The organism is Collimonas rhizosphaerae, from assembly GCF_038896935.1.
Lineage (GTDB): Bacteria > Pseudomonadota > Gammaproteobacteria > Burkholderiales > Burkholderiaceae_D > Collimonas > Collimonas rhizosphaerae.
This window is the reverse complement of the sequence record NZ_JBANDC010000010.1, coordinates 90,081-109,714: the sequence shown is the minus strand read 5'-3', so window position 1 is coordinate 109,714 and position 19,634 is coordinate 90,081. Positions and strand designations below refer to the sequence as shown.

General features: G+C 56.9%; 25 protein-coding genes and 1 tRNA gene. 8 read left to right on the top strand and 18 right to left on the bottom strand.

What is annotated here, in order from left to right:
• Positions 1–40 precede the first annotated feature (40 nt).
• Both V8G57_RS15820 and iscR read right to left on the bottom strand, forming a co-directional pair.
• Positions 41–1,294 carry an IscS subfamily cysteine desulfurase gene (locus V8G57_RS15820; RefSeq protein WP_342830190.1) on the bottom strand — a complete coding sequence of 418 codons (1,254 nt, stop codon included), beginning with the start codon at positions 1,292–1,294 and terminating at the stop codon, positions 41–43.
• A gap of 17 nt (positions 1,295–1,311) precedes the next feature.
• Positions 1,312–1,806: a Fe-S cluster assembly transcriptional regulator IscR gene (iscR, locus tag V8G57_RS15815; RefSeq protein ID WP_092398125.1), complete on the bottom strand. Its 495-nt coding sequence runs from the start codon at positions 1,804–1,806 to the stop codon at positions 1,312–1,314.
• 332 nt (positions 1,807–2,138) lie between these two features.
• Between iscR and V8G57_RS15810 the strand changes: the two genes are divergently transcribed.
• Positions 2,139–2,915, top strand: a complete 777-nt coding sequence (locus V8G57_RS15810; RefSeq protein ID WP_342830189.1) for a TetR/AcrR family transcriptional regulator — start codon at positions 2,139–2,141, stop codon at positions 2,913–2,915.
• Here the strand turns inward: V8G57_RS15810 and V8G57_RS15805 are convergent.
• Both V8G57_RS15805 and uvrB read right to left on the bottom strand, forming a co-directional pair.
• A complete protein-coding gene (locus V8G57_RS15805; protein ID WP_342830188.1) occupies positions 2,912–3,700 on the bottom strand; it encodes a uracil-DNA glycosylase family protein in 789 nt (262 codons plus the stop codon). The genes V8G57_RS15810 and V8G57_RS15805 overlap by 4 nt on opposite strands.
• A 76-nt stretch (positions 3,701–3,776) precedes the next feature.
• The gene (gene uvrB, locus V8G57_RS15800; protein ID WP_342830187.1) at positions 3,777–5,858 is read right to left on the bottom strand and encodes an excinuclease ABC subunit UvrB; all 2,082 of its coding nucleotides are present in this window, start codon (positions 5,856–5,858) and stop codon (positions 3,777–3,779) included.
• A 127-nt stretch (positions 5,859–5,985) separates the two neighbouring features.
• On the opposite strand from uvrB, the gene V8G57_RS15795 reads away from it, so the two are divergent.
• A complete protein-coding gene (locus tag V8G57_RS15795; RefSeq protein WP_092398115.1) occupies positions 5,986–7,203 on the top strand; it encodes an amino acid aminotransferase in 1,218 nt (405 codons plus the stop codon).
• A 106-nt stretch (positions 7,204–7,309) separates the two neighbouring features.
• Positions 7,310–7,385: transfer RNA gene (locus V8G57_RS15790), tRNA-Asn, on the top strand.
• Between the two features lie 93 nt (positions 7,386–7,478).
• Here the strand turns inward: V8G57_RS15790 and V8G57_RS15785 are convergent.
• Genes V8G57_RS15785 through V8G57_RS15775 form a run of 3 tightly spaced genes read right to left on the bottom strand, consistent with a single transcriptional unit; the run spans position 7,479 to position 9,042 of the window.
• A complete protein-coding gene (locus tag V8G57_RS15785; protein ID WP_342830186.1) occupies positions 7,479–7,817 on the bottom strand; it encodes a hypothetical protein in 339 nt (112 codons plus the stop codon).
• Entirely contained in the window at positions 7,814–8,452 is a 639-nt protein-coding gene (locus V8G57_RS15780) for a type VI secretion system amidase effector protein Tae4 (RefSeq protein WP_342830185.1), read from the bottom strand. Before V8G57_RS15780 ends, V8G57_RS15785 begins: the two co-directional genes overlap by 4 nt.
• The gene (locus V8G57_RS15775; protein ID WP_342830184.1) at positions 8,449–9,042 is read right to left on the bottom strand and encodes a PAAR domain-containing protein; all 594 of its coding nucleotides are present in this window, start codon (positions 9,040–9,042) and stop codon (positions 8,449–8,451) included. The genes V8G57_RS15780 and V8G57_RS15775 overlap by 4 nt, the downstream gene beginning before the upstream one ends.
• 161 nt (positions 9,043–9,203) lie before the next feature.
• On the opposite strand from V8G57_RS15775, the gene V8G57_RS15770 reads away from it, so the two are divergent.
• The 5 genes from V8G57_RS15770 (at position 9,204) to V8G57_RS15750 (ending at position 12,813) form a co-directional block, all read left to right on the top strand.
• The gene (locus V8G57_RS15770) at positions 9,204–9,884 is read left to right on the top strand and encodes an SOS response-associated peptidase (RefSeq protein WP_342830183.1); all 681 of its coding nucleotides are present in this window, start codon (positions 9,204–9,206) and stop codon (positions 9,882–9,884) included.
• A 15-nt stretch (positions 9,885–9,899) separates the two neighbouring features.
• The gene (locus V8G57_RS15765) at positions 9,900–10,181 is read left to right on the top strand and encodes a hypothetical protein (protein WP_342830182.1); all 282 of its coding nucleotides are present in this window, start codon (positions 9,900–9,902) and stop codon (positions 10,179–10,181) included.
• A gap of 2 nt (positions 10,182–10,183) precedes the next feature.
• A complete protein-coding gene (locus V8G57_RS15760) occupies positions 10,184–10,888 on the top strand; it encodes an SOS response-associated peptidase (protein WP_342830181.1) in 705 nt (234 codons plus the stop codon).
• Between the two features lie 161 nt (positions 10,889–11,049).
• Entirely contained in the window at positions 11,050–12,033 is a 984-nt protein-coding gene (locus V8G57_RS15755; RefSeq protein ID WP_342830180.1) for a DUF2971 domain-containing protein, read from the top strand.
• 84 nt (positions 12,034–12,117) lie between these two features.
• Positions 12,118–12,813 (top strand): hypothetical protein, encoded by a 696-nt coding sequence (locus V8G57_RS15750; protein WP_342830179.1) that lies wholly within the window; start codon positions 12,118–12,120, stop codon positions 12,811–12,813.
• A gap of 167 nt (positions 12,814–12,980) precedes the next feature.
• Here V8G57_RS15750 and V8G57_RS15745 read toward each other — a convergent pair whose 3' ends face one another.
• The 11 genes from V8G57_RS15745 to V8G57_RS15695 are packed head-to-tail and all read right to left on the bottom strand — an operon-like array spanning position 12,981 to position 19,634.
• Positions 12,981–13,352: a hypothetical protein gene (locus V8G57_RS15745; RefSeq protein WP_342830178.1), complete on the bottom strand. Its 372-nt coding sequence runs from the start codon at positions 13,350–13,352 to the stop codon at positions 12,981–12,983.
• On the bottom strand, positions 13,349–13,627 hold the full coding sequence (locus V8G57_RS15740) for a hypothetical protein (RefSeq protein WP_342830177.1): 279 nt from the start codon (positions 13,625–13,627) through the stop codon (positions 13,349–13,351). Before V8G57_RS15740 ends, V8G57_RS15745 begins: the two co-directional genes overlap by 4 nt.
• Positions 13,624–13,995, bottom strand: coding sequence for a restriction endonuclease (locus tag V8G57_RS15735; RefSeq protein WP_342830176.1), 372 nt, complete (start codon positions 13,993–13,995; stop codon positions 13,624–13,626). The genes V8G57_RS15740 and V8G57_RS15735 overlap by 4 nt, the downstream gene beginning before the upstream one ends.
• 36 nt (positions 13,996–14,031) lie before the next feature.
• Positions 14,032–14,577, bottom strand: a complete 546-nt coding sequence (locus tag V8G57_RS15730; RefSeq protein WP_342830174.1) for a D-Ala-D-Ala carboxypeptidase family metallohydrolase — start codon at positions 14,575–14,577, stop codon at positions 14,032–14,034.
• Complete coding sequence (locus V8G57_RS15725; protein WP_342830173.1) at positions 14,553–14,981, bottom strand: tail fiber assembly protein; 429 nt, start codon at positions 14,979–14,981, stop codon at positions 14,553–14,555. Before V8G57_RS15725 ends, V8G57_RS15730 begins: the two co-directional genes overlap by 25 nt.
• 1 nt (position 14,982) lies before the next feature.
• Positions 14,983–15,930 (bottom strand): gp53-like domain-containing protein, encoded by a 948-nt coding sequence (locus tag V8G57_RS15720; RefSeq protein WP_342830172.1) that lies wholly within the window; start codon positions 15,928–15,930, stop codon positions 14,983–14,985.
• Positions 15,930–16,532, bottom strand: coding sequence for a YmfQ family protein (locus tag V8G57_RS15715; RefSeq protein ID WP_342830171.1), 603 nt, complete (start codon positions 16,530–16,532; stop codon positions 15,930–15,932). The genes V8G57_RS15720 and V8G57_RS15715 overlap by 1 nt, the downstream gene beginning before the upstream one ends.
• On the bottom strand, positions 16,523–17,608 hold the full coding sequence (locus V8G57_RS15710) for a baseplate J/gp47 family protein (protein WP_342830169.1): 1,086 nt from the start codon (positions 17,606–17,608) through the stop codon (positions 16,523–16,525). Before V8G57_RS15710 ends, V8G57_RS15715 begins: the two co-directional genes overlap by 10 nt.
• Positions 17,598–18,023 carry a phage GP46 family protein gene (locus V8G57_RS15705; RefSeq protein ID WP_342830167.1) on the bottom strand — a complete coding sequence of 142 codons (426 nt, stop codon included), beginning with the start codon at positions 18,021–18,023 and terminating at the stop codon, positions 17,598–17,600. Before V8G57_RS15705 ends, V8G57_RS15710 begins: the two co-directional genes overlap by 11 nt.
• Complete coding sequence (locus tag V8G57_RS15700; RefSeq protein ID WP_342830165.1) at positions 17,995–18,534, bottom strand: phage baseplate assembly protein V; 540 nt, start codon at positions 18,532–18,534, stop codon at positions 17,995–17,997. The genes V8G57_RS15705 and V8G57_RS15700 overlap by 29 nt, the downstream gene beginning before the upstream one ends.
• On the bottom strand, positions 18,534–19,634 hold the full coding sequence (locus V8G57_RS15695) for a phage baseplate assembly protein (protein WP_342830163.1): 1,101 nt from the start codon (positions 19,632–19,634) through the stop codon (positions 18,534–18,536). The genes V8G57_RS15700 and V8G57_RS15695 overlap by 1 nt, the downstream gene beginning before the upstream one ends.

Below are 19,634 nucleotides of genomic sequence, written 5' to 3'. Positions count from 1 at the left end.
CACGCTACGGTGGCTCTTAAACTCTGTCCCCAATTAGCTACTAATGCGCCGCCCATTGGATCGTACTGATATCGATCCCGTCCTTATACATATCCCACAGCGGCGACAGCTCGCGCAGTTTCGCAACCTTGGCCTTGATCAGTTCAATCGTGAAATCAATGTCTTCTTCGGTCGTGAAACGGCCGATGGTGAAACGGATCGAGCTGTGCGCCAGCTCGTCGCTGCGGCCCAGCGCACGCAGCACATACGAAGGCTCCAGGCTGGCCGAAGTACAGGCCGAGCCGGACGACACGGCGATGTCCTTGATCGCCATGATCAGCGATTCGCCTTCAACGTAGTTGAAGCTGACGTTGAGGTTATGCGGCACGCGGTGCGCCATGTCGCCGTTGACATACACTTCTTCGATCGTTTGCAGGCCGTTCGCCAGGCGGTCGCGCAGCACCTTGATGCGGACGATTTCTTCATCCATTTCTTCACGGGCGATTTCAAAAGCCGCGCCCATGCCGACGATCTGGTGGGTAGGCAAGGTGCCCGAACGCAGCCCGCGCTCATGGCCGCCGCCGTGCATCTGCGCTTCCAGCCGCACGCGCGGTTTGCGCCGCACGTACAGGGCGCCGATGCCCTTCGGACCGTAAGTCTTGTGGGCAGTGAAAGTCATCAGGTCGACTTTCCATTTTTCCAGGTCGATGGCGACCTTGCCGGTGGCTTGCGCCGCGTCGCAATGGAAAATGATGCCCTTCTGGCGGCACAGTTCGCCGATTTCCTCGATGGGCTGGATCACGCCGATTTCATTGTTGACCAGCATCACCGAAACCAGGATGGTGTCGGGACGGATCGCTGCTTCCAGCTGTTCCAGCGTGATCAGGCCATTGTCTTGCGGCTGCAGGTAAGTCGCTTCGAAACCTTGGCGCTCCAGTTCGCGCACCACGTCCAGCACGGCTTTGTGCTCGGTCTTGACGGTGATGATGTGCTTGCCCTTGGTCTTGTAGAAATTGGCTGCGCCCTTGATCGCCAGGTTGTTGCCTTCGGTGGCGCCGGACGTCCAGATGATCTCGCGCGAATCGGCGTTGACCAGCTTGGCGACCTGCTCGCGCGCATCTTCCACGGCTTTTTCAGCGGACCAGCCGTACATGTGGCTGCGCGAAGCCGGATTGCCGAACTGCTCGCGCAAATAAGGGATCATCTTGTCGGCCACGCGCGGATCGATAGGCGTGGTTGCCGAATAGTCCATGTAAATCGGGAAGTGAGGCGCCTTCAATGTGTCTATCAGGCTTTTTTCCAAGGGTGCGTTCATACTTTTTCTAGCTCCAATCAAGCGACCAGGTGGGACCTATGCATCACCACCACATTTTGTTCCAGGGTCTTCCTCTGCTGCGCCTGCTGCTGCGCATGTTGCTGATCCACCAAATCCTTCAGCGACACCGAATCCAGGTATTCGACCATCTTGGCGTTCAAGGTCGACCACAGGTCGTGTGTCATGCAACGGCTGCCGCCCTCATGGTCCGGGCTGTGGCAGTTTTCCTTGCCGCCGCACTGGGTCGCATCCAGCGGTTCGTCGACCGCGATGATGATGTCCGCCACCGTGACGTCTTCGGCCTTGCGCGCCAGGTTGTATCCGCCGCCTGGCCCGCGCACGGATTCAACAATCTGGTGACGACGCAATTTACCGAACAATTGTTCCAGATATGACAGGGAAATCTCTTGACGCTCGCTAATTGCGGACAAAGTTACCGGACCTTTGCCTTGGCGCAATGCCAAATCGATCATCGCAGTTACCGCAAACCGGCCTTTTGTAGTCAGACGCATGTAATCTCCGCTCTTGAACCTATCTATCCGTGTATCCCGAATGCTGGATTACGCAGTGTTGTGACAGTATACCAAACTTGAGTGAATCCGTCAGGTATTGCCCGATTCCTGGAATCCCGCACCGGACATGGCTTTGAAGCCGATTGTCATATATACAATTACAACATTTAAGGACATCTTGAGAGCACTCGATTCGCCCCAGGAAATTGCCATATAGATACAAGTTGTCGCGAAGAGAATAGTGTCAAATGCAAAAATATATTCAAGGAAGCGGCGCTTAAACCTATAATACCGACCCTCCCGCACAGTCCTCTTTTTGAGCAGCACTCAGTATGGCCATCCGCAAATCCAAGACACCGCAATCCCCGACGCAGAGAGCTGACCAGAAACGCGTCGACATCCTGAAGTCCGCAGGAAAGTGCTTCCGCAAGACCGGTTTCCACCAGACCTCGATGCAGGAAATCTGCACCGAAGTCGGCCTCGGGCCGGGCGCGGTGTACCGCTATTTCACCAGCAAGGATGCGATCATTGCGGCCATGGCCGAGGATGAAAGGCGCCAGGCGCGCACTTTGTTGTCGGAATTCCACGATACCGAAGACCTGCCGCAAGCGCTGTCCGCCATCACCCGCGCCTTCGCCCGCCGCTACGCCGCGATCAGCGACGCCGGCCTGATGACTGAAATCTATGCCGAAGGCTTGCGCAACAAGCGCGTGGGCGCGGTGATCAAGACCGCGGAAACGGAATGGGTGGACGGCCTGGCCGACATGCTGCGCACCGCCCAAGAACGCGGCCAGATCGACCAGGCACTGGATGCCCAAGCAGCGGCGCTGCTGCTGACCGCCATGTGGGACGGCATCGTGATTCGCCAGGCTTACACGCCGGAATTGCCGGAAGCAATGCTGGCGCTGTTTGACGACATGCTCAAGCGCTGGCTGGCAAGCGCCAGCGTCAGCGCCGCGCCGGCCGGCGGCAAACGGACCAAACCGGCGCCGGCGCCGAAAGCCGCGGCGCCTGTCGCCGAACCGCAGCTGGATCTGAGCCCGGCCCCTGTCGCCGAAAAACCGCTGACCCAGGCCGAAATCGACCTGCGGCAAATGAGCCTGATCTAAGCGCGACGCAACAGCTGCATCGGCCCAAACAATGCCTGCATGCCGGCGTTGCCGATAAAACTCAGGTTGTAAGGATGCTCGGCGACTGCTTTCGGAAACCGCACAGTCACCGGATAGGCATTCAGCTGCTCCGCGATTTTTCCCCACAACACCAGCGTCGGCAGGCCCGCGCCGCGCTTCTCCGCGGCATCCGCCAGCCCCTGCAACACCGCCTGCATGAACGGTTGCCAGGCCTTGGCATCCTTGACCGGCGGCACATCCGGACGGAACACCAGCGAAGCGTTCAGCAACAAGAAGCCATGCTTCACCATGTTCGCCTGCAGATCTGCCAGCAGCTGTATCGCTTGCGAATCGTCTTGCCGGGCCCGCAACGCCACGCCAGACATCGCATCGCCGGTCGTGTTTTCCAGCGCCAGCTGGCCATCGGCCACCAGCAGCATCTTCATGAAATTGCGCAAGGAAGTCGCGCGATTGACCTGCTTCGACAAACCCTTCTCCGACCACAAGGAACCAACCGCGCCGTCCATGAAACACACGCCGGTGGCGCTCGCCGCGCGCGGATAAGGCCCCTCGCCCACCAGCACATAACGCACCGCTTCCAGCGGCTGGGTGAAGGCCGCGAACATGCGGCCCTCGGTAGGAAGGTAGTCGGCTTCGGCCAGGTCCTTCAGATAGGCCGGATTGGCCTGGATCACGGTACGCAAGCCGTGTTCCAGGATGACGAGCCAGGAAGCATGCACGCCGCTCAAGGCGGAACGGATTGGAGCAGGAAGAAAATCAGTCATATATCATCAAAAAAACAGCATCAAAAAAACAACATCAAAAAACAGCATCAAACACAGGCCGTAAAAAATCCTGCGGCTACAAAACGATATTGTCCGCCCCCGGCGCGCCGAACAGCTGCTGCTTCAGCACATGCAGCTGGTCGCGCACCTGCGCGGCTTTCTCGAACTCCAGGTTCTTGGCGTGGTCGACCATCTGCTTCTCCAGGCGCTTGATTTCCTTGCTCACCTGCTTCTCGCTCATCGCCTCGTATTTGGCCTGGTCCTGCGCCGCATGCAGCTCTTCGCGCGCTTCCTGCGGGCTGTAGACGCCGTCGATCAATTCCTTGATCTGCTTGCTGATGCCGATCGGCGTGATGCCGTTGGCGGTATTGAAGGCGATCTGCTTGTTGCGGCGGCGTTCGGTTTCGTCGATCGCGCGGCGCATGGAATCGGTCATGCGGTCCGCATACAGGATCGCGGTGCCGTTCAGGTTACGCGCGGCGCGGCCTATGGTCTGGATCAGGCTGCGCTCGGAACGCAGGAAGCCTTCCTTGTCCGCATCGAGGATCGCCACCAGCGACACTTCGGGGATATCCAGGCCCTCGCGCAGCAAGTTGATGCCGACCAGCACGTCGAACGTGCCCAGGCGCAGGTCGCGGATGATTTCCACGCGCTCGACGGTTTCGATATCGCTGTGCAGGTAGCGCACCTTGATGCCGTTATCGCTCAGGAATTCCGTCAGCTGCTCGGCCATGCGCTTGGTCAGCGTCGTGACCAGCACCCGTTCATTCTTCTTGATGCGGGCATTGGCCTCGTTCATCAGGTCGTCGACCTGGCTCAGGGCCGGCCGCACTTCGATCGCGGGATCGATCAGGCCGGTCGGCCGCACCACCTGCTCCACCACCTGGTCGGCATGCTGGTTTTCATAATCGGCCGGCGTCGCCGAGACAAAAATCGTCTGCCGCATCTTGCCTTCGAACTCGTCGAAGCGCAGCGGCCGGTTATCCAGCGCCGACGGCAGCCGGAAGCCGTAATCCACCAGGTTGGTCTTGCGCGAGCGGTCGCCGTTGTACATGGCGTTCAACTGGCCGATCAGCACGTGCGATTCGTCCAGGAACATCAACGCGTCCTGCGGCAGGTAATCGACCAGCGTCGGCGGCGGTTCGCCCGGCAAGGCGCCGCTCAGGTGGCGCGAATAGTTTTCGATGCCCTTGGTGAAGCCGATTTCCTGCATCATTTCCAGGTCGAAACGGGTGCGCTGTTCTATGCGCTGCTCTTCGATCAGTTTATTTTCCTTGCGGAAAAATTCGAGCCGGTCGCGCAGTTCATCCTTGATGGTTTCGATGGCGCGCAGCACGGTGGCGCGCGGCGTCACGTAGTGCGAACCGGGATAGACGGTGAAACGCGGGATCTTTTGCCGCACGCGGCCGGTGAGCGGATCGAACAGCTGCAGGCTGTCGATTTCATCGTCGAACATCTCGATGCGCAAGGCCAGCTCGGCATGTTCGGCGGGAAACACATCGATAGTATCGCCGCGCACGCGGAAGGTGCCGCGGCCGAAATCGATTTCGTTGCGGGTGTACTGCATCTGGATCAGGCGCGCGATGACGTCGCGCTGGCTGACCTTGTCCTTGGCGCGCAAGGTCAGGATCATCTGGTGGTATTCGTTGGGATTACCGATACCGTAGATTGCCGACACCGTTGCCACAATGACCACATCGCGCCGTTCCATCAGCGATTTGGTGCAGGACAGGCGCATCTGTTCTATATGCTCATTGATCGAGGAGTCTTTCTCGATGAACAAGTCGCGCTGCGGCACGTAGGCTTCCGGCTGGTAATAATCGTAGTAGCTGACGAAATATTCCACGGCGTTCTGCGGAAAAAACTCGCGGAACTCGCTGTACAGCTGGGCCGCCAGCGTTTTGTTGGGAGCAAAGACGATAGCCGGCCGCCCCATGCGGGCGATCACGTTGGCCATCGTATAGGTCTTGCCGGAGCCGGTCACCCCCAGCAGGGTCTGGTAAAACAGGCCGTCTTCCACGCCCTCGGAGAGCTTGTCGATGGCCGCAGGCTGGTCGCCGGCCGGCTGGAACGGCTGGAACAGCTTGTACGGCGAATTGGGAAAAGTGACGATTTTGGACTCGTCGACGGTGCTTGCAACCTGTGATATGTCAGCCATGGGCCTCGACCTTTGGTAAAATAGACGGTAGTAAATCCGCGCCGATCAGCGATCTGTCTCGTGACCCGGCACAGCATTCAACCCGGCTACAAAATCTCTTTTGCAGCCAACTTTTTATGTTATCACGATGAACGCACCTCTTTCAGCCTCCCTCTTTACCGCCATCGAAATGGCGCCACGCGATCCTATCCTCGGCATCACCGAAGGTTTCAATGCGGACCAGAACCCAGGCAAGACCAACCTCGGCGTCGGCGTCTATTACGATGACAACGGCAAGGTGCCGCTGCTGGCATGCGTGCAAAAGGCTGAAGCGCTGCTGATTGAAAAACTAGCGCCGCGCACCTACCTGCCGATCGAAGGCCTGGCGGCTTACGACAAGGCTGTGCAAGAACTGGTATTTGGCGCCGACAGCGCCGTAGTTCAAGAGAAGCGCGCGATCACCGTGCAAGCCATCGGCGGCACCGGCGCGCTGAAACTGGGCGCCGATTTCCTCAAGCGCTTCAGCGCCGACAGCGCGCAAGTCTGGATCAGCGATCCAAGCTGGGAAAACCACCGCGCGCTGTTCGAATCGGCCGGCTTCACCGTCAACAACTATCCTTACTACGACCCGGCCACCCGCGGCGTCAACTTCAGCGGCATGCTGAACGCGCTGCAAGCCATGCCTAGCGGCTCGATAGTCCTGCTGCACGCCTGCTGCCACAACCCGACCGGCGCCGACCTCAGCGACGACGAATGGACCCAGGTCATCGACGTCGTCACCCAGCGCGGCCTGATTCCTTTCCTCGACATGGCCTACCAGGGCTTTGGCGACGGCATCGAAGCCGACGGCCAGGTAGTGCGCCGCTTCACCGAAGCCGGCGGCCCGCTGTTCGTTTCCAACTCGTTCTCGAAATCGTTCTCGCTGTATGGCGAACGCGTGGGCGCACTGAGCATCGTCGCCGCCAGCAAGGAAGAAGCCGGCCGCGTGCTGTCGCAACTCAAGCGCGTGGTGCGCACCAACTACTCCAACCCGCCGATCCACGGCGGCCAGGTAGTCGCCACCGCCCTGGCCTCGCCGGAGCTGCGCAAGCTGTGGGAAGAAGAACTGGCCGGCATGCGCCTGCGCATCCGCGAAATGCGCCACCTGCTGGTAAAAAAACTGAAGGAACAAGCCCCAGGCCACGACTTCGATTTCGTCACCAAGCAACGCGGCATGTTCTCCTACTCCGGCCTGACCAAGGCCCAGGTCGAACGCCTGCGCGACGAGTTCTCGATCTACGCCGTCGACACCGGCCGCATCTGCGTTGCCGCGCTCAACACAAAAAATATTGATAATGTTGTCGCCGCAATCGCAAAAGTCCTGTAATATTCGGCTCCCGGAGAAGTTGTAGCGACGGCTCCGGGATGTAGAAAAGTTCAGAAAAAGCTTTGACAATTCAGCGAATTCGAGACTATAATTCTGCTTCTTCAATTCCCTGATAGCTCAGTTGGTAGAGCGACGGACTGTTAATCCGCAGGTCCCTGGTTCGAGTCCAGGTCGGGGAGCCAAGACATATAAAGGGTTGCAAGCGATTGCAACCCTTTTTCTTTTGTCGTTTTAGATGCGTTGTTAGACAGTGTCTAACAAACTCAAAATTTCCATCAAAATTTAAGCAATCTGACACCCACAAAAGTGAGGAGCCAGTGCACAAGAACGGCGATTACCGCAGCTGCAAGCAAACGGTTAATAGCGCGTTCTTTTTTGCTCAACACAAAGCCAACGATCCCAAATGCGATTGGCGGGCCAAATACAAATAGAACCAACCCCACTATCATGTGTAGCGACGTCGGGCAGTGATCGATCTCCGTGCAGGCACCTGCTCGCGGCGCACACAGGCTCGGATACATTGAACAAATAATTGAGTCGATAGCCCCCCAGGCTACAAGGCTAAAAAAACCAAGAATCGCAAATGAAATTGTCAGTGTCGCGCGCTTGATCATTTAATTTCCCAAAATAGAATTTGCTTGGACCCAGCAAGGTCGGACCAACCGTAATCGGTGCCCGCAAACAAAGAACGCATGCCTAAATAGCGCCCGATCGTCGCGATGGAATCGATGGGGCCACTGATCGTCAATCGCTTACCGTTCCACAGGTCGATGTGGCCGCCGCTTGCGTCGGCGGTGGATTCATTGCCACGCGTCCAGTAACCTGAAAAAGCGATGATACCAGTCCGCCCTTTTACTTTGCTCTCCCAATCCTTGCCTGTAATATTTTCCGGCTTTGCGGGCAACCCACAGAATGGAACTTTCGTCAGCCAAGAGGCCAATTCGTCGGCCCTGGTTGCCGTCGCCTTCCCATCGAGCAAAATGCGGCCTATGCTTGACTTCCCTCTCGCCGGTGGCACCACCTTTTGCGAAAACGATTTCATATCGACGCCAACCTTATGGAACGTCGCACTCAGCCGGATCGCACATTGATTCGAATAAGCGCCTGTTGGATCGTCATACGGTGACCCAGTGACGTAGTTATCCCACAACTTCTGAAATGTGATCGCCTGAACTTGCAAGCACACGCGGGAGTCGGGAGTTGTGTTTGTCTTTACGGTGTGTTTCCCCGTCGCCGGCACTTGCGTCATTCCGCGTCTCCTCGGGCAAGGGCCTCATCGCCCCAATATATATCGTAGCTCTCCTGGGTGGCAGTGCCGATCCGTGGCATCTCACCATTGTCCGGTACGACTCCAGAGAATACGCGGCCGTCATTGACTTCAATGCGGTAAAACATACCGGCTAGGCTTGGAGCCCCTGGCCCGTCGAGTTGCACCATCTCGTCATGCGGCAGATCAGTCTGCGCATTAGTCGCCCCAGGTGCGGCCGCAACAAGGCCGGCGCCGGCGGCTTCGCTTGCGGTTTGAGATCCGACTGAGGTCGCCCCGTCGTCGTAGGTCATCGTCTGGTGCAAGTTCGCAACGACTTTTGGATGAACCGGACATCCACAAATAACGACGTCGTTCTCCAGAGCGACTTCCCCCATGAAGTTCATCCGGCGCGGCCCGCCGGCCTTCGCGATGAGTCCCACACCTTTGCAGGCCAGGCATGTTGCCTGGTCGCCGATTAGCGCAACCTTGTGGCCGGCATCTCCAACGGAAAATGTCGAGTTTGCATTTGGCAGAATCACCCCGCTCGTAGTCGTTTTATCGCCAACAACAACAATCTTTCGCATCACCATGGTCGACCCCGAATAATTTCCACTATGACATCTTTGCAGAAATAGCTTGCCATGGATATAAGTAAACACCGAAAACATAGTGGTCGGTTACCAAAAGACAACGTTGCGGCCAATCGTAAACGTTTTATACTGTATGTTCGTACAGGTAAATAGGTGGCGAGATGTGCACAAACTACAATGCGACACCACGCGACAGGCTCCCATCGATAGTCTCAGCGATGCGCCCTCCAAAACCGGACTGGGACTGGCCACACGAGATATACAACGACTACGCGGCACCGATCATCCGCCTAGGAGAGGACGGCCCCGAAGTGATCCTGGCCAGCTATGCGATGGTACCAAAACAACATATCCCGCCTGGCGTCAAAAAATTCTCAACGATGAACGCGCGTGCCGAAACCATCGGCGAAAAGCGAAGCTACTCCAAGCAATGGCGTGATGGCCAACTGTGCTTGGTGCCGATGGAATCGTTTTACGAGCCCTGCTACGAGACCGGCGTTGCCGTTCGATGGAATATTGGGATGGCTGATGACGCACCGTTTGCGGTCGCGGGCCTGTGGCGCTCCTGGAATGAACCGGATGGCTCGACGGCCCATTCCTTCACGCAGATTACCGTCAACGCCGACGAACATCCGTTGATGAAGCGATTTCATAAACCAGGCGATGAGAAACGGTCCTTGGTCATCGTCCCAGAGTCGGAGTATGAAGACTGGCTGGAGTGCCACGACCCCGAGCGCGCCAGGTCGTATCTCCAGCTCTACCCTGCCGAATTGATGGCCGCCCGGCCGGCGCCGGCGCCACCACGAAAAAAGAAAGCCGAGCCAAACGGTGTGCTGTTTTAACTCGAAGGAGACATCGTGAACTTAGAAAGAAAATGGAGAAATGCGGCAACGATGAATTGCGGATCGCCGCTCAACACTAATACGCGCCACCGATTGATCGACGCACTGATGCGCGGCGAGTCGGTAATTATCGATGGCACGCTGCTGGTGAACTATGAAGATCCATTAGGCGAAAAATTCATTTTCGGCCAGAACCAATTTGGATACGGAACCGCGGCTGGCGAAACCTTCGACCTTCGCGGGTGTGCAGATGCGGTCGCGTGGGCTGAGAAACAACTGGAAAGTCCGGACAAATAAATATGTGCGTACGAATTACACAACTAAGTACTCGCATAGAGTACGTGACCGAATTAGGCGCCCCAATTGATCCCAGGGAGTGGCAGGGTGGAAACACGATCCCAGACTTCAATGCAGCGCCAGGCCGCGCCGTTTTGACGCTTCACCGGCTATCGCAAGGAAAACTCGGGAGCGACTACCTTCGCTGGGGCTATCGAACACCACCGGCCGTGGAGCGCGACGAAGCCCTGGAAGCCTGCGTTTTAATTGAGCGAGCAGCACTCGGCCGCTACATTCGACATATGTGGTTGTCCGGACGAGTATTGGTTCCAATAAATGGCTGGTACGAGTGGACTGGCGACAACAAAAATCGATTGCCCTGGTATGTCCGCCTGAAAAATAACGAGCCGATGTTTCTTGCGGGGGTGACCAACTACATGCCAGGTACAAACCAAACGGCCGAACGTGGTGTCGCAATCATTGCGGATTCCAGCATCTCTGGTTTGATAGATTCGGGATACCTTCGCCCTGTTGTATTCACTTCTGACTTTGCGTTACAGTGGCTGGATCCGCGAATGAATCGAGACGAGGCAATATACCTCGCCAGCAAGTACTCGCGGCCGCCTGACGACTTCGAATGGTATCGGGTCGGAACAGCAGTAAATAAAGTTGACCTCAAGGGGGAGCTAGACTGGGCAGCAGCGAGTGCCTTGATTAAGCCCATCTGATCACGTACCGACGCTTACGAGAAAACTAAATCTCCCTGAGCAAGCGCGAGATAAATAAGCGGCAGAAAAAGCTGTTTGATGACGAAACGGCACCAGACCATTCGTGAAGCTATAATCAGGCGGCTATCACGTAGTTATCACATTCAACCGGATCCCTGCACATGAGCGATATTCCCAATCACATGTCGCCGCCATACTCTGAAGAGAATCGAGATGACGCGCTCTTCCATTACACCTCCGCGAATGGACTCATTGGCATCCTTGGAAGTAAAGAGATTTGGGGTACGGCGTACTACTGTGCAAACGATGAATCAGAGCTGGCAACTGGCAAGGGAATTCTTTCGCCGCTGTTTTGGTCAGCGACCAGCGAGATGATCAAAGCGGACGACCCACTTGTACATACATTCAGCAGTCGTGGTATTGACATACGGGAGTACGCGCAGGATTTCGAGCAGAAGATCACGTTGCAAGCGCTTGGCTCTCTATGCGCATATATCACCTGCTTCTGCAAGCCAAAAAACGAAGAGGACTTCCGTCACGGCCTCTTGAGCCAGTGGAGAGGGTACGGAACAGACGGGGGCTACGCGCTGCAGTTCAGCAGGAAGAAACTGCTGGCAGCAATAGAGAACGCCAACAATTGTGCCGGCTTGAACTACCAGCTTCAGGATGCCTACTACACCGTTGAGAATCCGCTGAAATCAGAGGTACTTAGCCATACAAGTGCTTTTCTTCGGGCGTATAAGGGCTATTTGGATGGTTTGGGTAAACTAGACTTTCGCAAGAAGAGCATGCCCAACCCACTCGCAACCCTTCTGGAGGGGCCGCTAGAGAGCCTGCTTGATTATCTAGTGCACACAAAGAACGAGCACTTTGGCGAAGAGAGGGAGTGTAGACTTAGCCTTGTCGACGCTGTATCGTCGAACCTCAATGTTCTACCCATCAACTACTTCAATCGCAACGGTCTCATCGTCCCCTATAAAAAGACTCCCTCTTCGAGCTTTTACCTTCTCGATTGCGTGGAATGGATCGTTGTTGGTCCAGGTCCGCGCATGAGCGCCCGATTCAAATCAGTTGTTCAGATGGTTCGGCAGGCCGGTCTAGAAATTGATGTTCGCCCGTCGCATATCCCGTTCACCAGGGTGTGACATATTGCGCCGTTTGTCACTGGCCTCCCCAATGGCTAAAAAAGGTTTACAGTTTACAAGTCGTCAGGGATATGGGAGGAAGTTTTGAAACCAGTAATGGATTGCTGGATTTGCGGCCAGCCTGCCGACTCGGCGGAACACCTGTTGAAAGGATCAGACTTGCGCGCGGAATTTGGCCCTGTGTCACAGAATCGCCCTCTTTACTTTCACTCCTCGGTCGCAAAAAACGTTCGAAAGCGTAGCATCAAAGACGACGCTTTCAAATCGAAGGCTTTGCTCTGTTCCCACTGCAACAACGCGTTAAGCCAACCTTATGACCGAGCTTGGGAACGCCTTTCCGCTGCCCTGAGAAATCAATCTGCTCTCGCGCCTTGGCAGTTTATTCATTTGAACAAAATCTTTCCCCATCACCGCACCAGTATGTTGGATGTTCATCTTTATTTTGTGAAAACATTCGGTTGCAGGATTGTTGAAGACGGCATCCCAATCGACATTAAACCTTTCCGTGACGCCTTGACGAAAGGGGAGGCACATCCGCAGGTCTTCATTGCAATCGGTCCGCCGCAAATCAGCCTGCCGGGGGCGAAAGTGATGGCATACACAAAAATAACAACAGTCAAAACAGCGGACGACCGCCATGTCTATGCACATTGGGCCTTACACCTGAAGAAAACTACGGTACTCATCATGTACGCGGAACAGGGCCAACGGATAAATAGCGAATTGCAAGCGTGGCATCCCGATACACAGCGTCGATTGCTGCGAATTGCCAAATTCTGACAAAGAAAATGGTTTTCTATTTCGGCCAGGCACGTACCGTCTCGCGATGCTTGGCCGCACAATCCCCATAATTCCGCAGCACCACATCAATCAACCAGGTTAGCCAGGCGTCGTAATCCGGTTCCTCCGGATACGAAAGCTGCGCACATGACTCAGCAAGACGTGTCTCAAGGGGCGGCGGTGGCATTGACTGTATCAATGGCGCGTTGGAGGAGCAGGCCCCGAGCATCCCCAGGGCGGCAATCAGCGCCCAGAGGCGCACTATCTTTAACATGCTTCAAATCCTTTATGATGGTGTTGATCTGCCCGGTTTGATATTTTTGAGCCGCGAGATAATTGGCTGATGACAGCTGCAGCGTATCGATGTAACGTGCCAGATCCGCGCGCGCCTCGGTGGCCAACGTGGCTTTAACGGTGGCAGCATCCGTTTCCAATCGGGAAACGACCAGCTCCTGGCGCCAGCCATTCACCGTCCAACCGGAGGCGAACGACCCCGCCACCAATACGCCGGCCAGCGCCCATGTCAGCCAGGGCTTCATTGGCATACCTCGCCAGTCGGCGCGCGTACCTCGCGCAGCCACCAGCCTCGGATCAGCACCAGCCCGGCGCCGGCATTGAACAACACCTCAGACCATTGCGGTTTCGCGTAGCTGTAAAATGGACTGATAGCTACGGCCAGGGCACTTACCGCCAGGAGGATGTAACCCAGACGGTAAACATGGTCAGTCTGTCGCGTCATGGCATTGATACTGCAAGTCGCATGCACCACGACGACCCAACCGACCAGAATATTGACGATCAATACGAAATTCATTTCTGACCTCCTAAGCGATTTTTCAGAATGTTGAGCCCAAGCGGCACCACGGTCTGCGTGCTGATACCTATCAGGACGGCACAGAACATCCGCAGCGGCTCCTCTCCTGCCCTAGCAATCGACGGAAAATGCTCCGCCGCCAGCAGCGCAATAATCGGGGTAGAAAACGCTGCTAATACAGCGCTGGTTATTACCGACGCCGCCATGCGCAGGCGTGACGACTGCGACGCGAACGACAGCGCCACTAGGCCGCCGAACATTCCGGCCAGCAAATAGTCGTACTGCAGGCCCAGGAACGAGCCAGTGATCGTGATGACACCAGCGGATAATGCAATCCCCGATGCCGCGCTTGACGCGGGTTCAGCCATGTTCACTCCCTTTTTATAGTTGATGTTATGTAGCGCTTATACCGGCAGGCCCATCGTGTAGGATGTCGGCTTGCCTGTTGAGAAATGCGCAGTCAGCACTTGCATGCGCGCCTTGACGCCCTCCGCGGCCAGGCCGATGTGTACCCAGGTGCCCTCCCAGATCAACTGATCAAAGGCGATGTTGCTGGCGAGGATCTTGCGGCAAATCGATAAGGGTGAGCCGTAGTCCGGACAAACGAAATCGGCAGCCAGACCGAACGAATGCGCGCTGGTGGTGGAACCACCGACTTTCTTGTTGAGCGCATCGCAGCGATAACCGGAATTGATACGAATTGCCTTAGTGCCGAGGACAGTGCGCACCAGTTCCAGCGTCTGGCAGGTACGTAAGAGGTTTGTCTGAATTGCCGGGCTGGCTGAATTGTCGATACCGAAACGCACCGCGTTGTCGCTGGCGGTCATCTCCGCCAGGGTGAAGTGGTCAGTCAGTTGCATTTTCTTCTTTCGTAAAAAAACCACCCGAAGGTGGTTATAGTTTTGTTGTGACGCCAAATCGGTCTTCAGCTTGCCGGCGGCACTGGCCAAGCAATCGCGCGCGGATACTGTGGTAGGTTCTGGATGCGGTTAACATCGACCCGGTATTGCTTCCATTTCGTCAGCAGGCCTATTTCTTCCTGTGTCGCCACGTCGAGATCGACCGCGTCCTGCAGCGGAGCAATGGCATCGGCGGCGTTGGCCAAAAGCGCATCTCGCTTGGCTTTTGCCGCATCGATCAGCTGCGCATCGGTAGGAGGTGGCGCCGGCGCTGTAATCCATTCCCCTGCCGTGCGTGATATCGTGCCGCCAGTCGACAGGCAGTCGCGAATAAGAATCTCATCCGCGTCGGATAACTCAACCGCATCCGCCGGCCAACTACCGGCAGCGTCGTAATCAGCACGCATTTCGGCAGGATAGAAGCCGCCGGTTTTTACAGAGTAATGTTTTGTCATTTTATTTTCCAATCGCATTCCATGAAACACTGATGCCCGCACCGCCCGACGTGCCAGCAGGAGCCCAGACGTTTATCGGTCCCCCGGCGATGCCGAAAGTGCCCGCAGTAGCGTAGCCGGCCCCGCTATTTATCTCCGCAACCGTGATATTGAAAAGCTGGTTTGGGAACGCAATGGGAAAGGTCAAGTTGGCTGTTCCACCACCACCAGACTGAACAATTCCCCACTGAAGTATCAGACCACTTGGGTATTTCTGATAACCGGATGCTCCAAGGGACGACGCATTGGTGAGCGCCACCCGCGACACGTAAGAGCCGAATGCCTGCCAAGCCACGCCACTCCATACAAGTGTTACAGACTCCCCGCCATTCAGAACGATTGAAGCAAATACGCCATATGCGCTGTCGATTATTGCGTTTCCAGTATTGGACTTGATCGTGAGTGAGAACGACGAAACTGACCTCGTCAATGTCACTGCGGAACCTGGCAGCAATCCAATTTCACTTGGTAGTGTCGCGGTTTGATTCAGCCCTCCATTGAAGTAAAGATATGCACCAACGTGCGCGTTCGTTAATGGCGTAGCGGCAGCGTTGATGCCATCACCTGTATTGCTTCCTAGATTAAAACTGCCTATCGCCCGCTGCACCGCCGCCGTCGTCGCCAATCTCTGGCTGTTATCGAACTGCGCAGGCGTCGGTGCAGTTGGCGTGCCCTTCAATGCCGGACTGTCCAATGCCGCAAAAATTATCCGCAGTCCCTTCAACACCTGCCCGTGGTCCGCTTCATCCGGTGCGACGCCGGCAGCGCCGAGTACGTTAAGCAGTTCGTCGGTGACCGAATTTCCCCAAACAGACGGGATCAATGATCCAACCTGCCCGCTCACCGCATCTTCATCTACAAATTTGCCATCCACCAGCCCAACACCCGGCACGCTCTTCGGATAATCCATTACACGTCTCCATAATCAAAAAATACGATCGTGTGGGCAGGATTCTCCCGCCGCACCACGCACTCAATTGCCTGGTGTGGATTCTTGCCAAACCGTTCACCCCACACCGAAATCCCCCACCTGCGTCCCGCCGGTTGCCTCTCCCCCAGATGCAGCGTCCACAGGAACTGCGCGCCCCAGGTACCAAAATGAGATGCGCCGAAGCGCGCCCGGCCGAAGCGCGGCGCCCTGTGTTCCGTGATACGCGGATTGGGATAGCCAAGATCCCTGGAGATTTGCAGGAAGTAGTCTCGATCCTGCCGGCCGACGGCGACCAGCCGCACGCGGACCGCCTTTTGTCGATCAGAAAACGACGGCGCCGCGCCAAAACAGGGATCAGGCAGGTTCATGACCTTTTCCCAATCCGGCACCAGTTCGCGCACCGTTGCCGGATCCATCTCATTGAGTAGATCATTGGCGCGACCATCGACGCGCGCGAACTCGGGCGCCAGGTCCTCCAACACAGCATGCACGTCCGGCGCGAATTCTTGCTCCCACGCCGGACCGGGTGGCAGCAGCATCGTCAGCTGGTGCAGATAATCGTCGCTCGTTTTTACCCCCATGTGATCCCTCCAAAGATGGCAATGGCGTGGCCCGGCAAGATGATGTCGGTCGTGGGCTTGATTAGCTTGTGGTCATATTCGCCAGGTGAGCCGCTGATCGCTTCGGCGATATGGGTGAGCGGTATCCGTCGCGGCTTATCGACCTCCGACTGCGGAATTGCTGCAGCACCTTCCTCCTCGCGTTTCAGCAGATCGCGCAAACTCGCCTCCACGGCCGCCCTGGTCACGCTGGAATCCGGATCGAGCTCAATGACAAAAGCGACCCGCACTTGTGGCGGCGCCTGCACATAGATCTCGGCCGTGACCGGACGCACATTGACGGCGTTAATATGATCGGCAACCAATTTGATCTCGTTCTCGTCAGGGACCGGCTCGTCGTCGTTGTCCCGCATAAAAAACACCCCAACCGTCCCCGGCCCCATGTAGGCCCGAACGCACCAGGCCCGCGTGACGCCAGGCACCTCCAACGCCCAATCGACGTAATCACCTGCATTGCCACCGTGAGGCACGCGCTGATAAGAACGCATCACGCGCTGGCGATACTCCTCGATCGTCTCCTGTTGGCTCCCCCCGGAAATACCGGGAGCATTGACGACACCATCGTCTTCCACGTCCAAGACTGGCGATACCATGGACAATTTGGCGCCGGCAGGCAAATTGCCGTCCGAACCGGCAACCATTGCTTCAACCTCAACGGAGGAACTCACAGCGCCCAATCTGACTGAGCTGGTGACCCGGTAACGTCGACCATCCTCGGACTGCATCAGCACGTCTTCATCAACGATCGCCCCAACCTTCCCCTTGACGGTCGCCGTACCGAATGCCGACGACGCATCCTTGCGCTGCTGTCGCAAGCGCAAGCGCCCCTGCCGGATGAGCATCTCTTCGTCAGCTGTATCCGGCAAGATCTGCTTGGCGTTCCAGCTGAGGTGCCCATGAAGCCCGTGCGAAGCTCCGGCGTGCGTACGTGCCAAGACCTGGCGATCGGCGCGCCGCAGTGACGATGTCGATTTGTTGGATAGGTCGACGCTGACGCGTTCAATCAATTTCGGCAACGATGGTGTATCAAATGGCATGAATTACTCTCCATAAATCGTCAAATGTGACGGCCTCGTCGGCATAGGCGTTTTGCTTCAACGTCGCCGTCATACGCAAATCGGCATTTCCCTTGCGCTCAATGCTGATGTCGATCCCGGTCACGAGCTCGTCATCCAGCATCCATTGCAGCGACTCGCGGACATATTCTTCAGCCTCGCGCACCAGCTCGGCGTTGATCGTCCTGCGACGTAACAACCAGAGACGCGAACCAATCTTGTCGTTAGGCACATCGGGGAACGAATCGCCCCACCAGCCCATGCGGACATCGTCGTCCAGCTTGTCGTCCGGTTCGGCGCGGCGCCAGGTAAAAATGCTGATAACAACCGCGCGGCGCAGTAACTCCGTCCGGCTCCCGGTGACATCATCAGATTGGCGTGCTTGTAGACGGGCCATCGTGTTCCTTATGAATGTGAGTAACCATCGAGGTGTCCGCCAACACGATGTCCGGCGCAGTGATCTTCCCGCTGGAGGCGACATTGGCGGCATTGATGGTTAGCGTGGTCGCGCTTAACATCTGCTGCTCCGCCGTCATGGTGATTTTCTTGGCCTTGACGTTGTATTCGTCGCAGTCAACATCGATGACGCGACCGTTCTTCAACTTGATGAAGGCTCCCTCATGGGTGTAAATCGCCAGTTCGCCCGGCTCCAACCCGCTGATGCGGTAGCGTCGGTCGGCGGTCACGATTACATAGCCCACTGATCTATCCCCGCCCGGAAATATGGCAATGCCCTCGGCGCCGGCCAGCGGATTGCTGGTAAATCCGTACGGTTCCATATGTTCCACGCCCGACTTCACTTCACCCGCCAGCAGTCGAATCTGCAGCTGCTGCAGCTTGCCAGACGCGTTGCTTAGCGCCACCGTGCACCTGGCCACCATGTTCTGTATTGCGTTGCCAACACCCATCATTTCTCCCAATTCGGCGGTAACAAGTACTCGAAGGCATCGCCTTTTTTTCCCTTCGCCTTTTTTGCGCGTCGCTCAGGCTCCGGCGGATCCGGCATGAAGCCCTCCGGCGGTGCCACGGTCATGCTGGTGATCGTGCCGCGTTCTTCGCTCAGGCCGTATTCAATCTCCGAAATCAACATGTCCCGGTCAAAGCCAATGAGGGGATCCACTACCCGCACAATCTGGTTATGGCGCCACAAGTCGCCGTTGGCTTGCCGCCACCCCTGCACCTCATAGCGAGTTTCCAGCGCTTTGCTGATGCGGTTCTCCCGTTCCCAGCTCACCCTTTTGGTGGCGATGTCCGTCGTCATCTGCCCGCTCTCGTTGAGCACCAGCGTCCTTCGCCTGGCAACACGGTCATCCGTGACGCGTGCTTCCACCTCGCTGGCCGCCGGACCGAAGTCGCTGTCCGTCCCGCTACGCTGTCCCTTGCAGACGTATTCCGAGAACACATCCGAAAAATCCAGCGGCGCTTCACCGCCCAGGATGTTGTAACCCAGCTCCAGCCGATCCGATGCCCTGCCGGCACTGCCAGGTTCAGCAATGACCAGGCGCCCGTAGGCGTCATCGGTCGACAGCAAGCGCGACATCCGCAGCAGGCGGTCGATCGATTCGAACGCCGTCTCGCCTGGGTCGACCATATGGTCGGCCAACGATAAGCCGGCATCGGCTTCGCCGATGACCGCGATGCCGTAGGGGGCCGCCAGTGCCTTGACGATATTCAAGATGCTGGTGTTCCGCCATTGCGATGGTCGGTTGTCTGCGGCACAATCGACAACATCCGCTGTCATCGATCGACCGCCGATGGCCAGGGAAATTGACGCGTCGTCGTAACGAATCGGCGTGGCGAACACGTAACCAGTGAGGACCAGGTCCTGGCCGATCCTGACCTGGCACTTGTCGCCCTGCGTTACCCGCCGCGGAACGTCTGCGCCAGGCCATTTCCACGTAATACCGACGGTAAAATCCCGGCATTGCCGTTCGATGCCGGCGGAAATGCTGGTATCGAGCCAGCCGCCGTAGTCAATCCCGTTCACCGCCAGGGATACTGCATTCAT

Coding starts and splice junctions, on each gene's coding strand:
- V8G57_RS15795 (WP_092398115.1), top strand. CDS start 5,986: ATGAACGCACCTCTTTCAGCCTCCCTCTTTACCGCCATCGAAATGGCG.
- V8G57_RS15755 (WP_342830180.1), top strand. CDS start 11,050: ATGAGCGATATTCCCAATCACATGTCGCCGCCATACTCTGAAGAGAAT.
- V8G57_RS15770 (WP_342830183.1), top strand. CDS start 9,204: ATGTGCACAAACTACAATGCGACACCACGCGACAGGCTCCCATCGATA.
- V8G57_RS15780 (WP_342830185.1), bottom strand. CDS start 8,452: ATGACGCAAGTGCCGGCGACGGGGAAACACACCGTAAAGACAAACACA.
- V8G57_RS15760 (WP_342830181.1), top strand. CDS start 10,184: ATGTGCGTACGAATTACACAACTAAGTACTCGCATAGAGTACGTGACC.
- uvrB (WP_342830187.1), bottom strand. CDS start 5,858: ATGGCTGACATATCACAGGTTGCAAGCACCGTCGACGAGTCCAAAATC.
- V8G57_RS15705 (WP_342830167.1), bottom strand. CDS start 18,023: ATGGCCCGTCTACAAGCACGCCAATCTGATGATGTCACCGGGAGCCGG.
- V8G57_RS15820 (WP_342830190.1), bottom strand. CDS start 1,294: ATGAACGCACCCTTGGAAAAAAGCCTGATAGACACATTGAAGGCGCCT.
- V8G57_RS15710 (WP_342830169.1), bottom strand. CDS start 17,608: ATGCCATTTGATACACCATCGTTGCCGAAATTGATTGAACGCGTCAGC.
- V8G57_RS15725 (WP_342830173.1), bottom strand. CDS start 14,981: ATGACAAAACATTACTCTGTAAAAACCGGCGGCTTCTATCCTGCCGAA.
- V8G57_RS15805 (WP_342830188.1), bottom strand. CDS start 3,700: ATGACTGATTTTCTTCCTGCTCCAATCCGTTCCGCCTTGAGCGGCGTG.
- V8G57_RS15700 (WP_342830165.1), bottom strand. CDS start 18,534: ATGGGTGTTGGCAACGCAATACAGAACATGGTGGCCAGGTGCACGGTG.
- V8G57_RS15735 (WP_342830176.1), bottom strand. CDS start 13,995: ATGGCTGAACCCGCGTCAAGCGCGGCATCGGGGATTGCATTATCCGCT.
- V8G57_RS15775 (WP_342830184.1), bottom strand. CDS start 9,042: ATGGTGATGCGAAAGATTGTTGTTGTTGGCGATAAAACGACTACGAGC.
- V8G57_RS15810 (WP_342830189.1), top strand. CDS start 2,139: ATGGCCATCCGCAAATCCAAGACACCGCAATCCCCGACGCAGAGAGCT.
- V8G57_RS15695 (WP_342830163.1), bottom strand. CDS start 19,634: ATGAATGCAGTATCCCTGGCGGTGAACGGGATTGACTACGGCGGCTGG.
- V8G57_RS15740 (WP_342830177.1), bottom strand. CDS start 13,627: ATGAATTTCGTATTGATCGTCAATATTCTGGTCGGTTGGGTCGTCGTG.
- V8G57_RS15715 (WP_342830171.1), bottom strand. CDS start 16,532: ATGGGGGTAAAAACGAGCGACGATTATCTGCACCAGCTGACGATGCTG.
- iscR (WP_092398125.1), bottom strand. CDS start 1,806: ATGCGTCTGACTACAAAAGGCCGGTTTGCGGTAACTGCGATGATCGAT.
- V8G57_RS15785 (WP_342830186.1), bottom strand. CDS start 7,817: ATGATCAAGCGCGCGACACTGACAATTTCATTTGCGATTCTTGGTTTT.
- V8G57_RS15745 (WP_342830178.1), bottom strand. CDS start 13,352: ATGAAGCCCTGGCTGACATGGGCGCTGGCCGGCGTATTGGTGGCGGGG.
- V8G57_RS15720 (WP_342830172.1), bottom strand. CDS start 15,930: ATGGATTATCCGAAGAGCGTGCCGGGTGTTGGGCTGGTGGATGGCAAA.